A 20,911-nucleotide genomic window follows, 5' to 3' on the forward strand; every position below is an offset into this window, starting at 1 on the left:
GGAATAGTGGGCACGACTTGGAGGTCTCCAAGCTCGGCCTTTATCTAAGCGAAACCCGCTAAGATAAATGACACTACTGAGCCCATTTGCTTCCAGACTAAGTCTACTCTTTGCGATCACCACACTGATATAATGATTTTGATACTTTCAACCTTTAGTTAAATAAGAATAATAGTTGCGAACGCTTACAAGATAGCTCATACTGTGTTTATTGGAACAATAAAAATGAGGAGTGTGAAGCTAATGAAGAACGATCATGCATTTAAAAAAGAGTATTGGCCAATTGTTGTTTTGGGTGGTTTAATTCAGTTGTTTGCGCTTGTTGATATTTTAAAAAGTCATGAATTCAAACGCGGCAATAAATTAATCTGGAGCGCATTGGTGTTTGTTTTACCGCCATTTGGAGCTTTGTCGTATTATGGGTTTGGTAAGATTAGAAAATAAATGTGATTGTTGATTTGGCAACTGGCGACCAAGCTAGCGAACTAACTCGCTAATTTAGTTGCTTTTTATTTCGCTACAAACGTGAAATAGAAAAGATGGAATCAAGTCAGTTGAAAACGATTTCTACCTCGCTTATGATGAAGTTAATAAATAAAAAGGGGATCACTCAAATGACTTTAAAAATGGCAATTATTGGTTTTGGAAAAAGTGCAAATCGTTACCATCTACCTTACCTGAAACAGCGTGAAAATATTGAAGTAAAGTATATTTATAATCATCGCCGTCATCCTGAACGAGAAGCAAATTATCAAGGAATGGGCATTACCTTCACCACGGATTTGGATGAAGTTTTAAATGACGATGAAATTCAGTTGATTACCATTTGTACACCAGCTGATACACATTTTGATTTTGCTAAACAGGTGTTAAACCATGGCAAAAATGTTTTGGTAGAAAAGCCATTCTGCAAAACAGCTAATGAAACGGAACAGCTCTTAAAATTGGCCCAACAAAAACATCTAATTGCAATGCCTTATCAAAATCGGCGCTTTGACAGCGACTATCTCACCTTAAAGGAAGTTTTGGATAGAGGGTATGTAGGTGAACCTTTAGAGATTGAATCTCACTTGGACAAATATCGACCTGACAATAGTGTTCACACTGGTGATAAAATTAACGGTACATTTTATGGACTAGGAATTCATATGCTGGACCAAATGCTGGCCTTGTTTGGGAAACCCCAGTCAGTTGCCTACGATATTCGCACGATTCAGAATACCAAGAGTACGCTTGATGATTATTATCAAATGGATTTGCATTATGGCAAGCTAAAGGTCACAGTCAAAACGGATCCGTTAGTGGCAATGCCAAATCCGCGATTTATTTTACATGGAACAGCTGGATCATACGTAAAGTATGATATTGATCAGCAGGAAAATGATCTTAAACTAGGAATTATGCCCGGAGACTTAAATTTTGGCTTAGATACCCCTGATAAATACGGTAAAGTTAAATATCATAATCAAAATGGCGATTGGATTTCCAAACAAATCCCATCTTTGCAGGGCGATTATGGACGGATTTATGATTCCTTATATGACAGTATTATCAATGGTAAAGAAAAACTGGTTAGTGATGAAGAAACTTTGTTGGATATTGAAATCCTAGAAAGTGGTATTCAACAGCCAACACCTAGTGTGGTTCACTTTTAAAGTTAAGCTGAATGTGAGAAAAAATCATTATTTTCTGAAGCTTGAACCATAAACTTTTGGACGACAAATTGGTGGCGTTTATTGTAATGTCCATAAATTGCAATCCGAGAGTTGGGTTGCGCCATGGCAGGAAAATTGAGTGCATGTTGGTGGACTAAACAATTGATTTTTTGATTTTGTAAATCAGTTAACTCGAAACGCACAAGGGGCGTTAGATTGAGAACCTTAATCGACGATGAAATTTTTCCAGATAACTGTTTCATAACACAAGCAACTCCTTTTAAAAACCATTATACGAACACGCGTTCTTTTTGTAAAGCTTTTTTATTAGAATTAGTAATCACCTTTCTTTACTTAATATCTTATAGTCATCATAATTAATTTGAAAGGGTGATGACGATGGAGCTGCAAAGTGAAATTTATCATAATCGACGTGAAATGAAGCTCTCTCAAGCAGATTTGGGCGAACGATTAGGAGTAAGTGAAACAATCGTAAACCAGTGGGAACAGGGAGAAAAATATCCCACCGTCGAAAATTTAATTGATTTGAGTAATGTTTTTGAAATTAGTTTGGATCAGTTAATTCGTGGAACTGAGCAAACAATGTATAAAGTTGACACAACACCACATCATTTGAACGGTTGGGATTTTTTTGGCGCGTTACTGGTGGCTAATTTTTGCAGTCGGTGGATTTTTATTTTGGATTTTAAGTCGTTTTTCATAGTATGTTACACTAATTAAATTACGAACAGCTAACCTTGAAGGGGCAGTAAATCTTAACTGAATCTTCAGGGTTTATTGATTGCCTGCGCAATTTCTTTTATTATGGAATTTAGTAACAGGCTATGGAGAACTCAAGGGGAGAGGAAAAATCCATGATAAATACAATTTTACTATTAATTATTGTCGGACTGGGAGCTGGCATTTTCGGTGCAATTTTTGGAATTGGCGGTGGCATGATTGTGACACCTGTTTTGACACTTTTGATGGGGCTTGATATTAAATATGCAATTGGAGCAAGCATCATTTCTGTCATCGCAACAAGTTCTGGAGCAACGGTAGCGTATCTAAAAGATGACATGCTTAATTTACGTGTGGCCATGTTTTTAGAGATTGCGACGACAATTGGTGCCATTGCAGGGGCAGTTTTAACCGGCGTGTTGCCATCAGCCGTTCTGTATGTCTTATTTGGTGTTTTGCTTTTGTTTTCAGCTTGGAATATGTATCGAAAAATGAGGGCTGGCAAAGAAAAAACGGAAGCCATTCAGGCTGATTCTTTGTCAACAAAATTGAAATTAAACGGTAGCTATTATGATAATGCGATTGATAAAAAAATCGACTATCAGGTTTCAAATGTTCCAGGTGGGTTCACTATGATGCTGGGTGCGGGGTTAGCGAGTGGACTACTGGGAATCGGGAGTGGGGCTTTCAAGGTCATTGCAATGGATACCATCATGAAGATGCCACTTAAGCCTTCAAGTGCCACTAGTAACCTGATGATGGGAGTTACCGCAGCGGCTAGTGCAACTGTTTATTTCTTTAATGGATCAATCAGACCAGAAATTGCGGCGCCTCTTGCGATTGGCATTTTGGTCGGTGCACTGATCGGGTCGAGAATTATGAAACATTTACGGGCCCACGTTTTACGGATGATTTTTATTCCCATCCTCTTTTATATTGGACTACAAATGTTTCTTAAAGGATTTGGGGTGACAATCTAATGGCACAAAATAAACAACCAGAAACAGCTGAAGAATTAAAAAAAATGGAAGAAATGAACGAGATTGAGTTAATTATCGGCAAAGTACTCCGAATTGGCGTACTCATTTCTGCGGCCGTTATTTTGGTCGGTGTCCTCTTAGTTGTGTTCACTGGCAAAACTGGTTATGCGGCTAATTTTTATCCCACCACGGTCAAGGCAATTTTGAGTGGAATTGTGGCACTAAAGCCGTTTGCAATTCTAATGTTGGGGCTATTTCTATTGATCCTAACCCCCGTTTTACGGGTTGTGGTTTCTATTTATGCATTTGTGAAAGAACGGGATCATTTGTATGTATGGATTACAACGTTTGTTTTAGTCATTTTGTTGATTGGGATGTGGATCGGTTATATCGGAAAATAGAAGGTTTGCAACGCGTCAAATGAATGAAGAAATGCTATAATAAAACTCCTTGGCAGGGGCAACATAAAGCTTATGAACAAGTTATCGTGAAATAATTGGTGACTTGTTTTTATTTTTGAATTAAAAAGGAGTTTGCAATTATGAAACAACCAACTTTAACGTACAACATTGGGGTCGAAGCGACATTGTCCGTGATCAATGGTAAGTGGAAGGCAATTATTTTATGCCATTTAAAACGCCAATCCATGCGGAATGGTGAATTTTTGAGAGTGATTCCAAACATTACCCAAAAGGTTTTAACCCAGCAGTTACGCGAATTAGAGCATGATGACATTATCCATCGCGAAGTTTTTCCGGAAATTCCACCCCGGGTTGAATATTGCTTAACAGATTATGGTCAAACATTGGCCGATTTGACGGATCAAATGTGCCACTGGGGCGAACGACATATTGAACGGCAAAGAAAAGCGGGCCAAAAAATTAATTTATTAGATACCCAAAGCCCATACTATCAAAAGGTACTCTAATTCTTACTTTTAGGTAACTATCTGACTGTAAAGTGCGTACTTGTGGACCATTTTATAACCTCTATAATAAAATCTTGCGACATAATTTTGGGGAGGTTATCAAATGACAGAAAAACAAACACAACACGCAACGCTAATTCTTTGGTCTTTGGCGATTAGTGCCTTCGCCATCGGATCAACCGAATTCATTAGCGTGGGTTTATTACCTTTACTAGTGAGCCAATTTAAAATTTCATTAGCAATGGCGAGCTTAACCGTTTCGGGATATGCTTTTGGTGTCATGATTGGAGCACCAGTTCTAACAATTCTAACAGCTCGATGGAATCGCCATACGCTAATGGTCGGTATCATGGTCGTGTTTATATTGGGCAATTTAATGGCGGCTAGTGCACAAAACTTTGCCTGGCTTCTTGTAGGTCGCTTGATTGCGGCAGTCATTCATGGCTTATTCATGTCAGTTTCTAGTGTGATCGCCGCAGATGTGGTGGCGCCTTCTAAACGAGCGAGTGCCATTGCCTTGATGTTCACGGGATTAACGGTTGCTACCGTCACAGGAGTACCACTGGGAACGTTTGTTGGTCAACAGTTTGGTTGGCGGTTTTCGTTTTTATTTTTAGCTTTAATTGGCTTGGTCAGTTTATTAGCGACTTGGATATTGATTCCTAGAAATTTACCGGTGGGTAGACCCATTCAGATTAAAAATATTGGCAGACTTATCTTTGATAAAAAAATATTGTTAGCACTATTACTAACTATTTTTGGATATGGGAGCACCTTTACGAGTTACACCTATATCAGCCCAATTATGACCCGTTTGATGCATTTTCAGCCAAGTACGGTTGTGATTATTTTGATTGTTTACGGATTAATGGTGGCTATTGGCAACACAGTGGGTGGGCGGTTTGCAAATCAAACGCCACTAACTGGTCTTTTGTGGATGTTTACCTTGTTGACTGTCACACAACTCTTCTTGGGTGTGTTTATTAGTTTCAAATGGATGGGACTACTGATGGTCCTTCTTTTGGGATTATTTGCCTTCATGAATGTGCCGGGTGAACAATTAGTTATTGTGCAATTAGCTGAACAGGATCATCCCGAAGATATTGGACTAGCATCTGCCTTGAATATTTCGGCGTTTAACATTGGGATTATGATTGGCTCCGGGTTAGGCAGTCAAATTGTGGAAACTACTGGTCTGGCAATGACACCATATGCAGGAGTTTTGATGGGAATTTTGGCAATTGGCCTGACCTGGCTATTAAAACGCGCCACTAAATAGCATTGAATTTTAGTGGCTGGATGATAGGGTAGTTGATTTAAAAAAATTTCAAGCTAGTTGTTACACCTTTCAATGATTATAGCTATAATAAAAGTAGGTTATTCTAATGGAAGGGGGACTTAAGTTTGAAGCAGAAAAAATTATGGGTGAGCCTCTTAGGACTTGTCATTGTTGCAGGGGTGGTCGTGGGATTAACCAATCTCAAGGCACAACCTGCACGAGCAAAAACGAGTCAAGCGGTTACCTTATATAATCAGTGGAAGAAAGCTTATGTAGGTGGAAAATCTCAAAAGTATGTGAAGAACAATAATGGATCAGGGGCAACTTACGTCACTTCCGAAGGTCAAGGATATGGCATGTTGGCAACTGTTTTAGCTGCTAAAAAGGGTGCAAATACGCACACCACATATAATCAAATGTACGCTTATTATCGTGCCCATCGAATTTCCAGTAAAGATGCTCTTATGACGTGGCGACAAGCGAGTCGTTCAGGAAAATTGAAGAGTGTTGGTTCAGAGAAAAATAGTGCGACCGATGGTGACTTGGATATTGCTTATTCACTCATTTTAGCTGATAAAAAATGGGGAAGTAAGAAAACAAATTACAAAGCAGCGGCCAAGACTTTGTTAAAGGCTATCAAAAAACGAGAAATTAATACAACCACTTACTTGCCAAAAATGGGTAACTGGGCAACCAGCAGCTATGATAAGAGTAAACTTCGGACGTCTGATTTGATGACGGGATACTTCAAGACATTTGCAAGTTACACCAAAGATAGCACCTGGACAAAAGTAGCCAAACAAAGCCAGGTAGCAGTTAAGAAGTTAAGTGCGCGTCACAAGTCTGGCTTGTTCCCTGATTTCATCAAGGTAACTGGCAAGAGCATCAAACTTTCGGCATTCAAGGCTTATCAAATCGAGAGTGCACAAGATGATGAGTATGGTTATAATGCTTGCCGAGTGCCATGGCGGTTAGCACAAACTTATAAAATCAGCAAAGATAGCGTGACAAAAAACGCGTTAAAGAAACAATTGAATTTCTTTAACAAACGTAAGAAGATTACAGCTGTTTACACTTTGACTGGAAGAGCTGTTCATAGTTACACCAATACGGCCTTTACTGCTCCGGTTAACTTTGCAGCAAAAACAATGAAATACACTAGTTTGCAAAAGAAGACGGCTAAACAATTGCCAAAGAAGATTGAAAAAAAGAATTATTTCTCAGCAACACTTGAAGTAGTTACAGCACTTCAATAAGGTTTGATCGACATAATAAAAATTTAAGCAAAAGGATCATGACAAAAATTTAGTTTTTGTCATAATCCTTTTTTTGTACCCAAAGTGGGAAGGCTTTCAAATAAATAAAAAAAGTTTGGGTCGCTAATCTGCGGCGAAACGGCATTGTGGATATTTGGTTAGAAAATCGACTAAAAAAGTGATACACAAACGAACTCAAAAGGACTACTATATATAGTATGCACATAAGATAAAATCACAACAAGTTGTGGTATTTTACTTACTAAAACACAATAATAGATAATATATAAAGCAGTAGGAGGTACAATATGATATCAACAATTAAAGACAAATTAGGACTATTACGAACAATTCCAATTCAAAAAAGAGATGGCGAAACGGCCAAGTTTCATCCTTATAAGTTAATTTTTAGCTTATCCAAGGTTTTACCAGATGAAAGTGACAGAGAATTAATTTATGAGGCTTTGTATGATCAGTTTCATGATCAAACAGTTATTCAAACGCGTGATATTCATGATGCTGTTCTGACCCAATTAAAAAATCAGGGATTCGCTGAAGCAGCCCAAAAGTATCGAGATTTTTATTTAGCTGATCAGCAAAAATTTGCCGATGCCACGAATGTGCAAAAAAGAATTGAAAAAGTTTTTGAACGGGATGCCGAAGTTGTCCATGAAAATGCCAATAAAGATAGCACCATCTTTAATACGCAACGAGATTTGGAGGCTGGCGCTGCCAGTCGGGCGATGGGACTTAAAATGTTGCCAGAATTAGTAGCTAAAGCTCATTTGCGGGGTGATATTCACTGGCATGACTTGGACTATTCACCCGTGACTCCCGAAACTAACTGCTGTTTGATCGATTTTGATGGCATGTTAAAAAATGGCTACAAAATTGGTAATGCCGAAGTAGATTCGCCACGCTCCATTCAAACCGCTACGGCCCAGATGGCACAAATCATTGCGAACGTGGCTTCACTTCAGTATGGTGGCTGTTCCGCCAACCGAATTGATCAGCTTTTGGCTCCTTATGCGGAGATTAATTATCAAAAACACTTAACTGATGCCAAAAAGTGGGTGGCTGCTGATAAACAAGCGGCTTATGCCAAAGCAAAAACACGTAAGGACATTTACGATGCCATGCAGGCACTGGAATATGAAATCAACACTTTATATTCTTCACAAGGGCAGACACCGTTTACCACCGTTAACTTTGGTCTGGGCACTAGTTGGATTGAACGAGAAATTCAAAAATCAATTCTGGAAATTCGGATCAAGGGTCTGGGAACAGAGCATCGAACGGCTATTTTTCCAAAGTTAATTTTCACGTTGAAACGTGGCTTAAATTTACGGCCAACTGATCCCAATTACGATATTAAACAACTAGCAGTTGAATGTTCAACGAAGCGAATGTATCCAGATCTTTTAATGTACGACAAGATCAAGGAATTAACGGGCAGTTTCAAAACACCAATGGGGTGTCGGTCATTTTTACAGGGATGGCATGATGAAAACGGCAAAGAAGTAAACTCAGGCCGAATGAATCTAGGCGTCGTCACGCTAAACCTACCTCGGTTGGCGTTGTCTGCTAATGGTGATCAAAAGTTATTCTGGGAGATTTTTGATGAACGGATGAATTTGTGTCACCAAGCCTTAGCCTATCGTATTGAACGCACGAAAGAAGCACAGCCAAAAAATGCACCATTACTGTATATGTATGGGGCATTTGGCAAACGATTACCGGCCGATGGGAATGTAGATGACTTATTTAAGAATCAACGGGCGACTGTTTCGTTAGGATACATCGGGTTATACGAAGTGTGCACTGTGTTTTATGGTGAAAACTGGGAGCACAATGCCCAAGCGCACGAATTTGCAGAAAAAGTTGTGAAAGCCATGCGACAGAAATGTGATGAGTGGGCTCAGGCCAGTGGTTATCATTATAGTTTATACTCCACGCCAGCTGAGTCCTTGACGGATACTTTTTGTCGTGACGACATTGCGAAGTTTGGTAAAGTGGCCAATGTGACAGATAAAGAATATTACACAAATAGTTTTCACTATGACGTCCGTAAACATCCGACCCCATTTGAAAAATTAACCTTTGAACAGGACTTTCCTAAATACGCTTCGGGTGGTTTTATCCATTACTGTGAATATCCGAATTTGACGCAAAATCCGAAAGCTCTCGAAGCAGTTTGGGATTGGGCCTATGATCATGTGGGCTATCTAGGAACCAACACGTCGATTGATAAGTGCTATAAATGTGGGTTTAAGGGTGAATTTAAAGCGACTGCTCGTGGCTTTCAGTGTCCACAATGTGGCAACCACGATCCGCAATATTGCGATGTCGTCAAACGAACCTGTGGATATTTGGGAAATCCGCAACAACGGCCAATGGTCCATGGCCGACACGTAGAAATTGCTTCACGAAGAAAAAATCTAACGATGGAGATGATAAAGAATGCCGCAAAAAATGCACGGTCCAAACAATCCGACTCCGAAAGAGTGGTTGGCTAAAGATCTTAGTCTCCAGTATATTGCCGATTATAAGGCTTTTAACTTTGTGGATGGCGAAGGTGTTCGCTGTAGCTTATATGTGAGTGGCTGTCCATTTCACTGCCCTGGTTGCTACAATGTGGCGGCACAAAATTTTCACTATGGCAAACCTTACACTCAAGAATTGGAAGATCAGATTATTGAAGATCTCAGTCAAGATTATGTGCAGGGATTGACCTTATTGGGTGGTGAACCTTTTTTGAATACCCAAGTTTGCCTAAGAATTTGTAAACGGGTGCGTCAAGAATTTGGTCATAGCAAGGATATTTGGTCTTGGTCTGGTTATACCTGGGATGAATTGCTGAAGGATTCAGACGACAAATTGGAAATGTTGTCGCTATTGGATATTTTGGTTGACGGGCGTTTTCTGGAAGAACAAAAAGATTTAACCCTTCAATTTCGAGGGAGCGCCAATCAGCGTATTATCGATGTGCCAAAATCGTTGGCTACCCATAAAGTTGTAATCTGGGATAAATTAGTCCGGTAACTAAATTTGTTTTGAATGCATGAATTTTTGATGCTCCCGATTCATGCATTTTTCGTCAAAAAAATTAAGAATTTAACAGGACGACATAAGATTGGAGAAATTAGATGTTAGAAATTCATAAATTGATTACATCTAAAAGATTTCATTTTTGGGATAGTTTAAATGTGATTCGAGCGGGAATCTTAGGAGCCAATGACGGTATTATTTCTGTTTCTGGAATTGTTTTGGGAGCAGCAGCAGCCAATTTAAACAGTTATACACTTTTCATCAGCGGCGTCTCCGGTATGCTTGCTGGGGCCTGTTCGATGGCTGGTGGTGAATTTATTTCCGTAAGCGCCCAAAAAGAGGTCCAGCTGAACCGGTTAAGTATTCAAGGGCAAGCCAGCACGGTTTACAAAACTTCAGAAACCTATCAAACAAAGATTAGAGAAATTGATGTCTTAAATCCAATTCATGCTGCTACGGCTTCCTTCTTTTCGTTTTTATGTGGGGCTTTAATCCCACTATTGGCAATCAGTCTTTCAACTAGTCAATGGCGAGTTTGGAATACGTCGTTGGCAATGATTGCAGCTCTTTCGATCAACGCGATTATTGGTTATCAAAAAGCTGGAACACCGATTTATAAGGCGGTGATTCGAAACATTTCAGTGGGTGTGTTTACCACGTTAGTGACCTATTTTATCGGGACATTACTTGGCGTGGCGGTATCGGGATAATGGAGGACAGAGAATGAAAACTTTAGAAATTAAAGACTTACATGTGGCAGTTAAAGATGAGGATACTCAAAAAATGAAGGAAATTCTAACCGGCGTCAATTTAACGATTCATACCGGTGAAGTTCATGCAATTATGGGTCCAAATGGCACAGGAAAATCTACCTTGTCGGAAACCATTATGGGTAATCCCCGCTACCACGTGACACAGGGTGACATTTTATTGAACGGTAAAAGCTTGTTAAAGCAAGCGGTAGATGTGCGGGCACGTGCAGGATTATTTTTGGCTATGCAATATCCGGCAGAAATAAAAGGCATTACCAACATGGAATTCTTACGTGCTGCCATTAATGCCCGCCGACCAGAAGGTGCCCCAATTCCAATTAAAGATTTTTTAACTCAGTTAGATAGTGCGTTAGCCATTTTAAATATGACGAGTGACATGGCAGAACGTTATTTAAACGAGGGCTTTTCTGGTGGCGAACGGAAACGCAATGAAATTTTGCAATTACTGATGATTAAACCGACTTTTGCCATTTTAGATGAATTGGATTCCGGGCTTGATATTGATGCGCTTCAAGTTGTTTCTAAAGGGGTGAATCATGTTATGGGTCCAGATTTTGGAACGTTGATGATTACCCATTACAAACGAATTTTGAAATATATTAAACCTGATCAAGTGCACGTTATGATGGGTGGCCGCATCGTAAAAACGGGGGATGCTTCATTGGCCGATCGCTTGGAGGATGAAGGTTATTCTGGTTTACGAGATGAGTTAGGAATTCATATTGATTTGGCTGATTCGGAGGTCTAACGAAGATGAGTGAACCCATAATGAAAAAGTTACCAGAGTTAGGCTTATTTCCAAATGAGCCTGCTTGGTTTACGGATATTCGAAAAACTGCTTTAAAGAATTATCGGAATACTAAATTGCCCCGGTTTGCCAAAGTTCATTATGAAGATTGGCAATTAGGCGAACTAATGACTCAAGTTAAACCGTCTATCGATCAAGAGATGGATTGTAGTACAAATGATTATATTTTATGCACGTTGGCTACGGCGTTAATGAAGCATGAAAAGCTAGTGGAAAAGTATTATCTTCAAAAAGCACTGACGACTTTAACAGATCGATTGGTTAATTTTAGTACGGCCTTTGTGAATGCTGGGAGCTTTCTTTATATTCCTGCAAACACAAAATTAACGAAGCCAATCCTTTTACCGGAAAACTCAAAGACAAAGTTTGAGCAGGAAATAAGTCATAACCTGATTATTCTAGGTGAAGGCGCACAGGCGACGATTGGGATACAGAGCAATGGGGCAGGAACCGCCAAAACCGGCCATCGAATTTCAGAAATTGTTTTAGAGGCCAATAGTCACTTGAATTTAATTAATTTGGATGATTTTACTGCCGCTCAACCAATTTATTTGAATCGTCAAGCTTCTGTTGGTGAAAATGCGCATCTTAATTGGTCGATCGGATCCTTTAGCGATGGCAACGTCATTGCGGAAATGAACGCCGAGTTGGTTGGTAGACGGGCAGTTGCCACAATTAACAATGCGGCCATCACTTCTGGAAAACAAACACAGGGTATGAATACGCGAGTTACTAATTTTGCTCCCCATTCTGTGGGTAAAATTCGACAGCGAGGAGTCATTTTGGATGAATCACGATTAGTCTTTAATGGAATTGGCAAAATTATCCACGGGGCGCATGGGACGATTGCGGAACAAGAAAATCGCATCTTAATGTTATCAGACAAGGCTAGTGGGGATGCTAATCCCATTTTGTTAATTGATGAAAATGATGTGGAAGCAGGTCATGCTGCTAGCGTTGGCCGTTTGGATAAGAAACAATTGTATTATTTAATGAGTCGCGGCCTATCAAAACCAACTGCCAAGCGATTAGTGGTCCGGGGATTTATTGGTGAATTGGCAAAAGAAATAGCCAATCCTCAAATACGTCAAAGCTTCCAAAAAAGTTTAGAAAGAAAGTTGCCCAATGCCTAATAAGTTTAAAAATTTGTCTCATGACTTTCCGATTTTAAAACGCAAAATTAATGATGAGCCCTTGGTCTATCTGGATAATGCAGCGACTTCGCAAACTCCTAATCAAGTTTTGAATTGGATTGGTGATTTTTATCAACACTCGAATGCCAATGTCCATCGTGGCGTTTACACCCTGGCTAACGAGGCAACAGCTGCCTACGAACAGGTACGGAATCAAGTTGCTGCATTTATTAATGCACCGAGTGCTAAATCAATTGTGTATACCCGGTCCACTACTGATAGTTTAAATTTGATTGCCACTAGTTTTGGCAATTTAGTGGTAACTCAAGGCGACGAAATTCTGATTACAATTATGGAACATCACAGTAATTTGATTCCATGGCAACAATTGGCGAAACGGAAACACGCAACTTTGAGATATGTCGAGTTAAATGCGGATCAGACTTTAGACATGGCTGATTTGAAACACAAATTAACAAATAAAACGAAGATTGTGGCAATCACGCAAACCAGCAATGTACTTGGGGTGACTAACCCCATTAAAGAAATCGCAAAATTAGCCCACCAACATCAAGCGTATATTGTGGTGGATGCTGCTCAATCTGTTGCCCATCAAAAAGTTGATGTTCAGGATTTAGATGCCGATTTTTTGACCTTTTCTGGTCATAAGATGCTAGCGACAACGGGCATTGGTGTGTGTTATGGCAAACCAGAATTGCTGGCAGAAATGCCACCTGTTCAATTTGGTGGTGAAATGATCGAAAGTGTTAGCCGCACGAATGCCACTTGGCAAGCAGCACCATGGAAGTTTGAGGCCGGAACCCCAAATATTGGTGGTGTTATTGGGTTAGGCGCTGCAATTGACTATCTGTCTGAAATTGGCATGGCTGAAATTAACGCCAGAGAACAGCAATTAACCGCTTATTTATTTCCGAAACTGACTGCTGTTAACAAGCTCACAATATACGGGTCAAAAGAGGCTAGTCAACATGCGGGGATCATTTCGTTTAATTTAGGTCAGCTTCATCCTCATGACGTGGCCACTGGATTGGACATGTTAGGCGTTGAGGTTCGAGCAGGTCACCACTGTGCGCAACCATTAATGGCGACGTTAGGGGTACAAGCCACCGTTCGGGCAAGTTTGAGTTTTTATAACTCAGTTGAAGATCTGGATCGTTTTGTCCAGGCAATTCAAATGGTGAAGGAGTTTTTTGCAGGTGAGTCTAAATAAATTAAATCAGCTATATATGGCGGTCGTCATGGATCATGCAAGTCATCCCCACCACAAACTGGCGTTACCGGATGCGACGACTAGTGTGGAATTACATAATGTGTCCTGTGGCGACGATATTCGTGCCTTTATCTTAATGAAAGACGACAAGGTGCAGCAGGTGTCTTTTACAGGAAATGGTTGTACCATTTCACAAGCATCAGCAAGCATGATGACAGATGCGCTTGCCGGGTTAACTAAAACTGAGGCAGTTGCAGGTTGTGAAGCTTTTTTTCAGTTGGTTATGGGCAAGCAAATTTCAACAAAAGCGAAAGCATGGCTTGGCGATGCAGAAATTTTAGGCAGTGTGGCGGAGTTCCCCGCGCGAATCAAATGTGCCACTTTAGCTTGGCATGCAGCTCAAGAAGCTTTGGAAGGAGGTAATTAACAATGGCAACAGAAGATTACGAATATGGATTTCATGATGATGTGAAGCCTGTTTTTTCAACTGGTAAAGGCTTAAATGAAAAAATTATTCGGCAAATTTCGGCCGAAAAGCATGAACCAAAATGGATGTTAGACTATCGATTGGCGGCTTATAAAGTTTATCAGAAGATGCCCATTCCAAAGTTTGGTCCCAAACTGGATGATCTGGACTTGAAAAATATGTTGTACTACCAAAAGGCAACGGATAAGAAGTTTCGAAACTGGGATGATGTGCCAGCAACCATCAAAAAGACATTTGATCGGTTAGGCGTTCCGCAAGCGGAAAGACAATATTTAGCCGGCTCTTCCGCGCAATATGAGTCCGAAGCGGTTTATCATAATATGCGCGAATCTTTTGCGAAGAAAGGGATTATTTTTACAGATACGGACACCGCTTTACAAAAATATCCGCAACTATTCAAAAAATGGTTTGGCAAACTTGTACCACCCACGAATAATAAGTTTGCTGCATTGAATGCGGCTGTTTGGTCCGGTGGCACATTTCTTTACGTTCCTAAAGGTGTCCAAACACAAATTCCCGTTCAGGCTTATTTTCGGATTAACGCCGCTAATTCTGGTCAGTTTGAGCGGACACTTATTATTGTGGACGAGGGGGGTCGAATTGACTATGTGGAAGGTTGCACAGCCCCTAAATATGATACAGATAGTTTACATGCCGCGGTCGTTGAAGTGAATGTGTTGAAAGACGCTTATTGCCGATATACCACCATTCAAAACTGGTCAAACAATGTGTATAGTTTGGAAACTAAACGAGCGCAGGCACTTGAAAATGCCACGATGGAATGGGTAGATGGTAATCTCGGTTCCAAAACAACCATGAAATATCCTTCCGTTTATTTAAACGGAAGAGGCGCACGGGGAACCATGTTGTCGATTGCAGTTGCCGGTCATAATGTGGATCAAGATACGGGTGCCCAAATGATTCACAACGCGCCTGAGACGTCATCTTCCATCGTGTCAAAATCAATTGCTAAAGACGGCGGAATTGTTGATTATCGCGGAAATGTTAAGTTTGCGCGTCAGTCGGCCGGCTCGTTTGCTCATGTAGAGTGTGACACCATTATTATGGATGATGATTCTTCTAGTGATACGATTCCATACAATGAAATTTTGAATAGTAATGTTTCAATGGAGCACGAAGCGAAGGTATCAAAAATTTCGGAAGAGCAACTCTATTATTTGATGAGCCGGGGAATTTCCGAACGAAAAGCTACTGAAATGATTGTCATGGGATTTGTGGAACCTTTCACGAAAGAATTGCCAATGGAGTATGCGGTGGAATTAAACCGGTTGATTAGTTTTGAAATGGAAGGTGCAATTGGTTAGGGGGTACCTTGAATGACCTTAGAAAAAGAAAATTTTAAAGATCAAGGTTTTCGAATTTTATCAACTGTTATTGATCCAGAGCTTGGTGTTGATCTGGTAGGTTTGGGATTAATTTATGACGTTGAAGTTGATGAAACGGGCTTATGCACAGTGACAATGACACTGACCACGATGGGATGTCCGCTGACCGATCTGTTAAATAATGCCATTTCTGATGCACTGATGGCGGCCGATGAAGTTAAGCAGGTAAAAATCAATTTGGTCTGGGAACCCGTTTGGACGATTGACAAAATGAGTCGTGAAGCGCGAGTTAAATTGGGTGTGTTTTACTGAGTATCTAGACTTTTTTGGAATGTAATGAAACGTTAATATTAAGCTTCTAAAAGACTGTTCAAAACATGCAAGTTAAGTAGTATTCTTGAAAGAGAGTATCAAAGAGGCACAACTTTGTTATTGGGGAAAAAAAATTGGGTTGTCGTCACTGAAGGATTGAAATTAATGAATCGAAATAATAAACCTAGTATTAATAGAATTATTTTCAAAGCTTTCCCATGGGTAATGGGAGTACTCTTGATTATATTAATTTACATCAAAATAAACTCAGGTAGTGCACAATCAAATTCCAACGCGGCTAGCAGTGCTTCGCAGGCGGATAACGCTTCGCGAAGTTCACAAGTGGTAAAACAACGCCAAAAAATTAAGTCTCAGCTGCAAACTTATCTGAATAAAGTGACAAAAGACGGAACCACAAGCGTTAGTTTTTATAATCTGGGGGCTTCTAAAAAGGCTACTAAGAAGATAAAGAACGCGGCGGTTTACGAAAAAGGTAGCTTAACAACCGAATCATCCAATGCACATACACCGGAAGTCGCGGCCAGCACGTTTAAATTATTCATCAGTGCTTTTTTGATGAATCAAAAGCAAAAAGGGCAGTTTAGCTGGACAGCCACCAATACTAATGGTTTTTATCAAATGATCGTGAATAGTGACAACACTTACGCGGATAATGAATTACAAAGTTATGGCATGGCAACGGTCAATAGTTTTGTTAAGAAACAGGGCTGGTACAATCCCGTTTTTCAAGAAACAAAAGTTGCGACAACGACCAGCCACAGCCTAATGCTCTTATTGGAAAAGCTGAGCCAAGCGAAAGGCCCATTTAAGAATAGTAGTGATCAGAAGAAAATTTTGGCTTTAATGCGTAAACAAATTTATCGAACTGGAATTCCAGCTGGCGCTAAAGCTGCAGAAAGTGGGACGAAGGTGGCCGATAAAGTGGGCTTCTTGAATGACACGAATAATGATGCTGGAATTGTGACTTTGCCAAATGGCGAACGCTACATTTTAGTTGTCATGACACATGGTCATAGCCAAAGCGGGTTTAGTGGATTCCCTAAGATAGCCAAAATAACGAAGAAGGTCCAAACCATTGTGTATGGATCTGACACGAAATAAAACAATAGACCTCAGGTTGTAAAAAACTTGAGGTCTATTGTTTTGGATTTTTTAGAAAACAGTATGCACTGTTTGATTGAAAAAATTTTGTAGCACTAAAAATTAGAAGTTTGCTAATTCATAAATTGCTAGTATAATGAAGTTGTAAATAAAGCGCTTACATTTTAATTTGAAGTTATGAGATCACAAGCGGGGATGGAGGCTTACTATGATAAAGTTCAGATACAAACTTAGTGCATTTATGTTAGTGAATATTTTTGTTGAGGTTTTGACAGTTGTCTATTTTGGAAAGTATATTCTGGCGCAAATTCCGACACTGATTAATTTCTGGGGTCACCCAGTATATGCCATTACAGTAGCTACTGGAGATCAAGTTAATTCTTTGGTTGCCATTTTAGTTGTTTTCTTTCTAGCACAGGTTTTACTTGGCTTAGTGAGCTACCATCTGTGTAGAAAAGTAGTTAGTGATTTTGAATTTCGGTTGCCAGCGTTTTTGGATATTTTAAATATCAAATTATTTAAACTCTCTTTAGTAGATGGTGTAGTCATTTGGCTAGCAATTCAATCTTGGCTTTTTGTGTTGATTGCCTTTGGATTTTTGAATGCAGCCACTGTGTTTGCAGTGATTTCTAACGTTGCCGTGATTCTGTTTCTTGCTGGGTCATTGGCAGTGAATGTAGGAATGCATCGGAAATTTAGCTAATCTTTGAAATGAGGTTGGGTTAATGTAGGGTTCGATTATTTTTGTGGTTCTTTTAGCATTTTGCGCCGTAATGCTAGCCATAATTGTTGGTTTGCTAGTTCAATTTTTAAAAAGGTATTAATATTACAATAGGTTTTCAACTTATACCCAGGCCGCTGTATGTGGCTGGGTATTTTTTTACAAAAATTAGTTCAATGTTCTACCCCAATGTGGAAGCGTAATTTGCGAGGTGGATTTGTGAAAAACTAGTATTCAAATTTTTAACTGATCTCGATAAATCTTTTTATCTAATAGTAACTTGCAAATTTGCTTAAATTACTATTGTCAATAAGCAGTAAATACTGTAATATCATATTTATAATTGAAATATTAGGAGGAATTAATATGCGTGTGTGGCGAGAAAAAGGGCTTTTAGTACTAGTTTCTGGAATGCTCGGCGGCTTAGGTGTTGGTCTAATTTCAGGTGCATTAGAAAGCACGAATATGGCAACTTTATTACAGACGGGGATTACACTGATTGTGTTTGGACTGGTATCAGCAGGAATTAACTATTTATTCTGCAAGTATTTTATTTCTAAAGAAAAAAGAGTCTTTGTTGATGAGCAAACTTTGCAACAAGTTGAAGTTAAAGACCGATCAGCACTGTTCTTTATTCCAAACCGAATTTGGACCTATATCTACGGAATCTTTTTTGTGGGATTAGGATTGTTTCAATTGATTGATTATTTTATTTAAACTAAGTAGTTTTGAGATGACGTTTTGCGAAGCTTCATAACAACAAGACGTCATTTGTTTTGTTTAAATAAGCTAGCCGAAGGGTCAAATTTACGACCTAATATAAAAAATTGAAAATAGAGGATGAGAAGATGAAAAAAGCCCGTCTATATTTTATCTTGGCGATGGTGAGCTTGATTGTGACCATTTATCTTGTTGGTATGCGTCTGATGCTCGTTTTTGGCGTGGCGTCGAGCGGACTTTCTGCTTTACTGCTAACCAGCTTTATGAGTTTGGATTTGGTAGGTGCACTGCTTCTTGGACTTGTATTTGGTTGGCTGGCTTATCATTATAAACCGGAAAATTATCAATTAGATAGCCGTTGGTTCACCAGAAACTACCGATTGTGGATCAATTGCATTTTGCCATATGCCTTACTAATTGTTGGCGAGACAGTCTGGTTTGTTGAAGATGAGCTGCAGACAAAAGGTGAAATGATTGGGACTTCAACAACGATGCTTCAGTGGCCTTATAATGCTGGGTTGATCGCATTGTTTCTACAATTGATCGGTGCGATGGTGGTATTTGCATTGCCGTTGTTTACTAAGAATGCACCTAAACGAACCAGATTTAAAATTTGGCTTGGCGAAATTGGTTATTTATTTCTCCTTGTTATTCTTTATGGTGTTTATAACAGTTTCTTCTTTATTGTGATGTACTTATCAATTTCGGCGATGGTTGGCGTGGCAATAGTGCTTCCTTTCGTAGTTGTTCCGATCGTGTCGATTATTAAATTGACCAGGTCACGTAAGTTGGCGGAAAAGTAATACTAAGATTAGAACGTTTGACCATAATTTATGACTTAAAAACGAATTTGAAAGACGATAGGGGAAAAGATGAAAAGAAAGACGCTTGTGATTTCAGTTGCGGTCGTAGTTTGTGCGTTGATAGTTGGATTTCTTGCTATTGATTTCAGCGGGTCAACTGATGGCGCTAAGAAATTTCTTAATAAGTATCCGATTGCAACAGTAGCGAAGGATCAGGGAACCGATGACCAATACGATATCACGTTTAAAAAACCAATTAAGGTGCCAAAGACGAAAAATAGGTCGGCAATGATATTTAATTTGACATATATTGAAGATGATAAGGGGTCGAGGGTTCCTAGATTTTATGAGTCAGGATAGTGATGACCTCTTTGTGGTGCGATTCGGCGGTGATTTTAGTAAACATAAAATTAGGTTGAGTTACTCAAATAACGATGATGATTTTAGTAAACAATCTCGTGCTGATTCTCTAGCACTTATTTGATTAATGCCGGAACAAATTCTTTGGGTGCTGCTCATACTAGTTATGAGGTAGGGAGTAAGCCCTTGGAATCCAAGGCATCACTCAAACGCGAACAACAGCAGTATGATTCAGCGGTTCATTGGATTTTCAAACATGTTTTGAGCGTTAAAGATGCCAAGCAATTACAGGTTTATCTTAAAAAGCATGCAAAGAGTCTTTACCAAAAACAGGAAAAGGCCGACAAAGCTCGATCTCATAGTCAAAGGATTTCAAACCGAACGTTCAAAAAGCGGTTTTTAAAAGCAACCTACAAACCTAAGTATACTGATAACCAGTGGCGTGCGTTTATTAAACAGCGGGCTGAATTTCTGAATTTATCAGTTGCTAAAATTACCAAATCCACTTTAAGTGATGATGAATCACTTGAATACGATTATGATTACACATCAACGATTTCAGTCGGTTATTATCAAGGGGCAATTCCCAATTCTGAGGGATATCAAAGTGATCAGTATTATTTCATGACAACTCAGGATGGACAAAAGTACCTGATTTTATTGCCATTACGGTTGTACAATCAAAAAGATCTAAAAAAATGGCACTATTACAAAAAAATGCCAACTTTCTATTATCTACCTGCCCCCGTTTCGTATCCAAAATTGTCCAGTATGGTGTTAGCGAATGAAACGCCAAGCTCATTTGTAGTCAGTAATAATATAAATGTGGTGGCAAAGGAAAAAGAATAGGATCCCTAAACTTTAGGAGGCTATGGCTGTTTTATAGGGGTGGGGACGCTCGTTACAAATACTTTTTATACTAACCAAATCATTTTTAAGTTAAAAGCTTACAGAGACGTATTATGGCAATGTGCTTTTCAAATTATACTCAGACTGCTACTTGCGTTCTGGGTATTTTTGTTTGACCATTAGTGGATGTGCGTAAAGTAATCCGGAATTTCAGAGTCTTCTATAAAGCATTGAAGAACGTATCGCCATGGTAACGGATTGGTTTCGGTGTAATTTGATGATTTTTGACAGATTGGTTTCCAGCGTGGGTTCTTTTTTACCCGTTTTAGGCTTTTTTTAAATTGTTTGGTAGGAGTTAA

The 20,911-nt window shown here is 39.4% G+C and carries 24 protein-coding genes; 23 read left to right on the top strand and 1 reads right to left on the bottom strand.

Annotated elements, in window-relative coordinates:
• Positions 1-243 precede the first annotated feature (243 nt).
• Complete coding sequence (locus tag DD627_RS06525; protein WP_057782756.1) at positions 244-444, top strand: PLDc N-terminal domain-containing protein; 201 nt, start codon at positions 244-246, stop codon at positions 442-444.
• A gap of 170 nt (positions 445-614) precedes the next feature.
• Positions 615-1,655, top strand: a complete 1,041-nt coding sequence (locus DD627_RS06530) for an oxidoreductase (RefSeq protein WP_057782758.1) — start codon at positions 615-617, stop codon at positions 1,653-1,655.
• A 2-nt stretch (positions 1,656-1,657) separates the two neighbouring features.
• Here the strand turns inward: DD627_RS06530 and DD627_RS06535 are convergent, their stop codons facing one another.
• The gene (locus DD627_RS06535) at positions 1,658-1,918 is read right to left on the bottom strand and encodes a hypothetical protein (RefSeq protein WP_260274623.1); all 261 of its coding nucleotides are present in this window, start codon (positions 1,916-1,918) and stop codon (positions 1,658-1,660) included.
• Between the two features lie 136 nt (positions 1,919-2,054).
• Between DD627_RS06535 and DD627_RS06540 the strand changes: the two genes are divergently transcribed.
• The 21 genes from DD627_RS06540 to DD627_RS06640 all read left to right on the top strand — a co-directional run bounded on the left by DD627_RS06540 (position 2,055) and on the right by DD627_RS06640 (position 20,552).
• Complete coding sequence (locus tag DD627_RS06540; protein ID WP_260274624.1) at positions 2,055-2,396, top strand: helix-turn-helix domain-containing protein; 342 nt, start codon at positions 2,055-2,057, stop codon at positions 2,394-2,396.
• Positions 2,397-2,530: 134 nt separating this feature from the next.
• The gene (locus DD627_RS06545) at positions 2,531-3,376 is read left to right on the top strand and encodes a sulfite exporter TauE/SafE family protein (protein WP_260274625.1); all 846 of its coding nucleotides are present in this window, start codon (positions 2,531-2,533) and stop codon (positions 3,374-3,376) included.
• Between the two features lie 44 nt (positions 3,377-3,420).
• On the top strand, positions 3,421-3,777 hold the full coding sequence (locus DD627_RS06550; RefSeq protein WP_057782901.1) for a DUF1634 domain-containing protein: 357 nt from the start codon (positions 3,421-3,423) through the stop codon (positions 3,775-3,777).
• 140 nt (positions 3,778-3,917) lie between these two features.
• Positions 3,918-4,304 carry a winged helix-turn-helix transcriptional regulator gene (locus DD627_RS06555; RefSeq protein WP_057782765.1) on the top strand — a complete coding sequence of 129 codons (387 nt, stop codon included), beginning with the start codon at positions 3,918-3,920 and terminating at the stop codon, positions 4,302-4,304.
• Positions 4,305-4,407: 103 nt separating this feature from the next.
• Positions 4,408-5,583 carry an MFS transporter gene (locus tag DD627_RS06560; RefSeq protein ID WP_260274626.1) on the top strand — a complete coding sequence of 392 codons (1,176 nt, stop codon included), beginning with the start codon at positions 4,408-4,410 and terminating at the stop codon, positions 5,581-5,583.
• Between the two features lie 125 nt (positions 5,584-5,708).
• Positions 5,709-6,839: a family 8 glycosyl hydrolase gene (locus DD627_RS06565; protein WP_057782769.1), complete on the top strand. Its 1,131-nt coding sequence runs from the start codon at positions 5,709-5,711 to the stop codon at positions 6,837-6,839.
• Between the two features lie 308 nt (positions 6,840-7,147).
• Positions 7,148-9,355 carry an anaerobic ribonucleoside-triphosphate reductase gene (gene nrdD / locus DD627_RS06570; RefSeq protein WP_068807797.1) on the top strand — a complete coding sequence of 736 codons (2,208 nt, stop codon included), beginning with the start codon at positions 7,148-7,150 and terminating at the stop codon, positions 9,353-9,355.
• Positions 9,300-9,881: an anaerobic ribonucleoside-triphosphate reductase activating protein gene (gene nrdG, locus DD627_RS06575; RefSeq protein WP_057782773.1), complete on the top strand. Its 582-nt coding sequence runs from the start codon at positions 9,300-9,302 to the stop codon at positions 9,879-9,881. Before nrdD ends, nrdG begins: the two co-directional genes overlap by 56 nt.
• Positions 9,882-9,985: 104 nt before the next feature.
• Complete coding sequence (locus DD627_RS06580; protein ID WP_260274627.1) at positions 9,986-10,597, top strand: VIT1/CCC1 transporter family protein; 612 nt, start codon at positions 9,986-9,988, stop codon at positions 10,595-10,597.
• 13 nt (positions 10,598-10,610) lie between these two features.
• Positions 10,611-11,408, top strand: a complete 798-nt coding sequence (sufC, locus tag DD627_RS06585; RefSeq protein ID WP_260274628.1) for a Fe-S cluster assembly ATPase SufC — start codon at positions 10,611-10,613, stop codon at positions 11,406-11,408.
• A 5-nt stretch (positions 11,409-11,413) separates the two neighbouring features.
• The gene (gene sufD / locus DD627_RS06590) at positions 11,414-12,601 is read left to right on the top strand and encodes a Fe-S cluster assembly protein SufD (protein WP_057782777.1); all 1,188 of its coding nucleotides are present in this window, start codon (positions 11,414-11,416) and stop codon (positions 12,599-12,601) included.
• Positions 12,594-13,832: a cysteine desulfurase gene (locus DD627_RS06595; protein WP_260274629.1), complete on the top strand. Its 1,239-nt coding sequence runs from the start codon at positions 12,594-12,596 to the stop codon at positions 13,830-13,832. Before sufD ends, DD627_RS06595 begins: the two co-directional genes overlap by 8 nt.
• The gene (gene sufU / locus DD627_RS06600) at positions 13,819-14,259 is read left to right on the top strand and encodes a Fe-S cluster assembly sulfur transfer protein SufU (RefSeq protein WP_057782781.1); all 441 of its coding nucleotides are present in this window, start codon (positions 13,819-13,821) and stop codon (positions 14,257-14,259) included. The genes DD627_RS06595 and sufU overlap by 14 nt, the downstream gene beginning before the upstream one ends.
• A gap of 2 nt (positions 14,260-14,261) precedes the next feature.
• On the top strand, positions 14,262-15,644 hold the full coding sequence (sufB, locus tag DD627_RS06605) for a Fe-S cluster assembly protein SufB (protein ID WP_260274630.1): 1,383 nt from the start codon (positions 14,262-14,264) through the stop codon (positions 15,642-15,644).
• Between the two features lie 12 nt (positions 15,645-15,656).
• The gene (locus DD627_RS06610; protein WP_057782785.1) at positions 15,657-15,977 is read left to right on the top strand and encodes a metal-sulfur cluster assembly factor; all 321 of its coding nucleotides are present in this window, start codon (positions 15,657-15,659) and stop codon (positions 15,975-15,977) included.
• Positions 15,978-16,091: 114 nt separating this feature from the next.
• Positions 16,092-17,099, top strand: coding sequence for a serine hydrolase (locus DD627_RS06615; RefSeq protein WP_260274631.1), 1,008 nt, complete (start codon positions 16,092-16,094; stop codon positions 17,097-17,099).
• Positions 17,100-17,307: 208 nt separating this feature from the next.
• Complete coding sequence (locus DD627_RS06620) at positions 17,308-17,802, top strand: hypothetical protein (protein WP_057782787.1); 495 nt, start codon at positions 17,308-17,310, stop codon at positions 17,800-17,802.
• 384 nt (positions 17,803-18,186) lie between these two features.
• Positions 18,187-18,537, top strand: a complete 351-nt coding sequence (locus DD627_RS06625) for a hypothetical protein (protein ID WP_260274632.1) — start codon at positions 18,187-18,189, stop codon at positions 18,535-18,537.
• Between the two features lie 131 nt (positions 18,538-18,668).
• Positions 18,669-19,343, top strand: coding sequence for a hypothetical protein (locus DD627_RS06630; RefSeq protein ID WP_057782791.1), 675 nt, complete (start codon positions 18,669-18,671; stop codon positions 19,341-19,343).
• A gap of 69 nt (positions 19,344-19,412) precedes the next feature.
• Positions 19,413-19,703, top strand: coding sequence for a hypothetical protein (locus DD627_RS06635; RefSeq protein WP_057782793.1), 291 nt, complete (start codon positions 19,413-19,415; stop codon positions 19,701-19,703).
• Between the two features lie 186 nt (positions 19,704-19,889).
• Positions 19,890-20,552, top strand: a complete 663-nt coding sequence (locus tag DD627_RS06640) for a hypothetical protein (RefSeq protein ID WP_260274633.1) — start codon at positions 19,890-19,892, stop codon at positions 20,550-20,552.
• Positions 20,553-20,911 lie beyond the last annotated feature (359 nt).

Source organism: Pediococcus sp. (genome assembly GCF_003533255.1).
GTDB lineage: Bacteria > Bacillota > Bacilli > Lactobacillales > Lactobacillaceae > Pediococcus > Pediococcus parvulus.

What these genes read in the sequence shown, in the direction of transcription:
- nrdG (WP_057782773.1), top strand. Translation starts at nt 9,300, where the DNA reads ATGCCGCAAAAAATGCACGGTCCAAACAATCCGACTCCGAAAGAGTGG.
- DD627_RS06525 (WP_057782756.1), top strand. Translation starts at nt 244, where the DNA reads ATGAAGAACGATCATGCATTTAAAAAAGAGTATTGGCCAATTGTTGTT.
- DD627_RS06580 (WP_260274627.1), top strand. Translation starts at nt 9,986, where the DNA reads ATGTTAGAAATTCATAAATTGATTACATCTAAAAGATTTCATTTTTGG.
- nrdD (WP_068807797.1), top strand. Translation starts at nt 7,148, where the DNA reads ATGATATCAACAATTAAAGACAAATTAGGACTATTACGAACAATTCCA.
- DD627_RS06560 (WP_260274626.1), top strand. Translation starts at nt 4,408, where the DNA reads ATGACAGAAAAACAAACACAACACGCAACGCTAATTCTTTGGTCTTTG.
- DD627_RS06535 (WP_260274623.1), bottom strand. Translation starts at nt 1,918, where the DNA reads ATGAAACAGTTATCTGGAAAAATTTCATCGTCGATTAAGGTTCTCAAT.
- DD627_RS06620 (WP_057782787.1), top strand. Translation starts at nt 17,308, where the DNA reads ATGATAAAGTTCAGATACAAACTTAGTGCATTTATGTTAGTGAATATT.
- DD627_RS06630 (WP_057782791.1), top strand. Translation starts at nt 18,669, where the DNA reads ATGAAAAAAGCCCGTCTATATTTTATCTTGGCGATGGTGAGCTTGATT.
- sufC (WP_260274628.1), top strand. Translation starts at nt 10,611, where the DNA reads ATGAAAACTTTAGAAATTAAAGACTTACATGTGGCAGTTAAAGATGAG.
- DD627_RS06635 (WP_057782793.1), top strand. Translation starts at nt 19,413, where the DNA reads ATGAAAAGAAAGACGCTTGTGATTTCAGTTGCGGTCGTAGTTTGTGCG.
- sufD (WP_057782777.1), top strand. Translation starts at nt 11,414, where the DNA reads ATGAGTGAACCCATAATGAAAAAGTTACCAGAGTTAGGCTTATTTCCA.
- DD627_RS06545 (WP_260274625.1), top strand. Translation starts at nt 2,531, where the DNA reads ATGATAAATACAATTTTACTATTAATTATTGTCGGACTGGGAGCTGGC.
- DD627_RS06530 (WP_057782758.1), top strand. Translation starts at nt 615, where the DNA reads ATGACTTTAAAAATGGCAATTATTGGTTTTGGAAAAAGTGCAAATCGT.
- DD627_RS06610 (WP_057782785.1), top strand. Translation starts at nt 15,657, where the DNA reads ATGACCTTAGAAAAAGAAAATTTTAAAGATCAAGGTTTTCGAATTTTA.
- DD627_RS06540 (WP_260274624.1), top strand. Translation starts at nt 2,055, where the DNA reads ATGGAGCTGCAAAGTGAAATTTATCATAATCGACGTGAAATGAAGCTC.
- sufB (WP_260274630.1), top strand. Translation starts at nt 14,262, where the DNA reads ATGGCAACAGAAGATTACGAATATGGATTTCATGATGATGTGAAGCCT.
- DD627_RS06625 (WP_260274632.1), top strand. Translation starts at nt 18,187, where the DNA reads ATGCGTGTGTGGCGAGAAAAAGGGCTTTTAGTACTAGTTTCTGGAATG.
- DD627_RS06595 (WP_260274629.1), top strand. Translation starts at nt 12,594, where the DNA reads ATGCCTAATAAGTTTAAAAATTTGTCTCATGACTTTCCGATTTTAAAA.
- DD627_RS06555 (WP_057782765.1), top strand. Translation starts at nt 3,918, where the DNA reads ATGAAACAACCAACTTTAACGTACAACATTGGGGTCGAAGCGACATTG.
- DD627_RS06550 (WP_057782901.1), top strand. Translation starts at nt 3,421, where the DNA reads ATGGAAGAAATGAACGAGATTGAGTTAATTATCGGCAAAGTACTCCGA.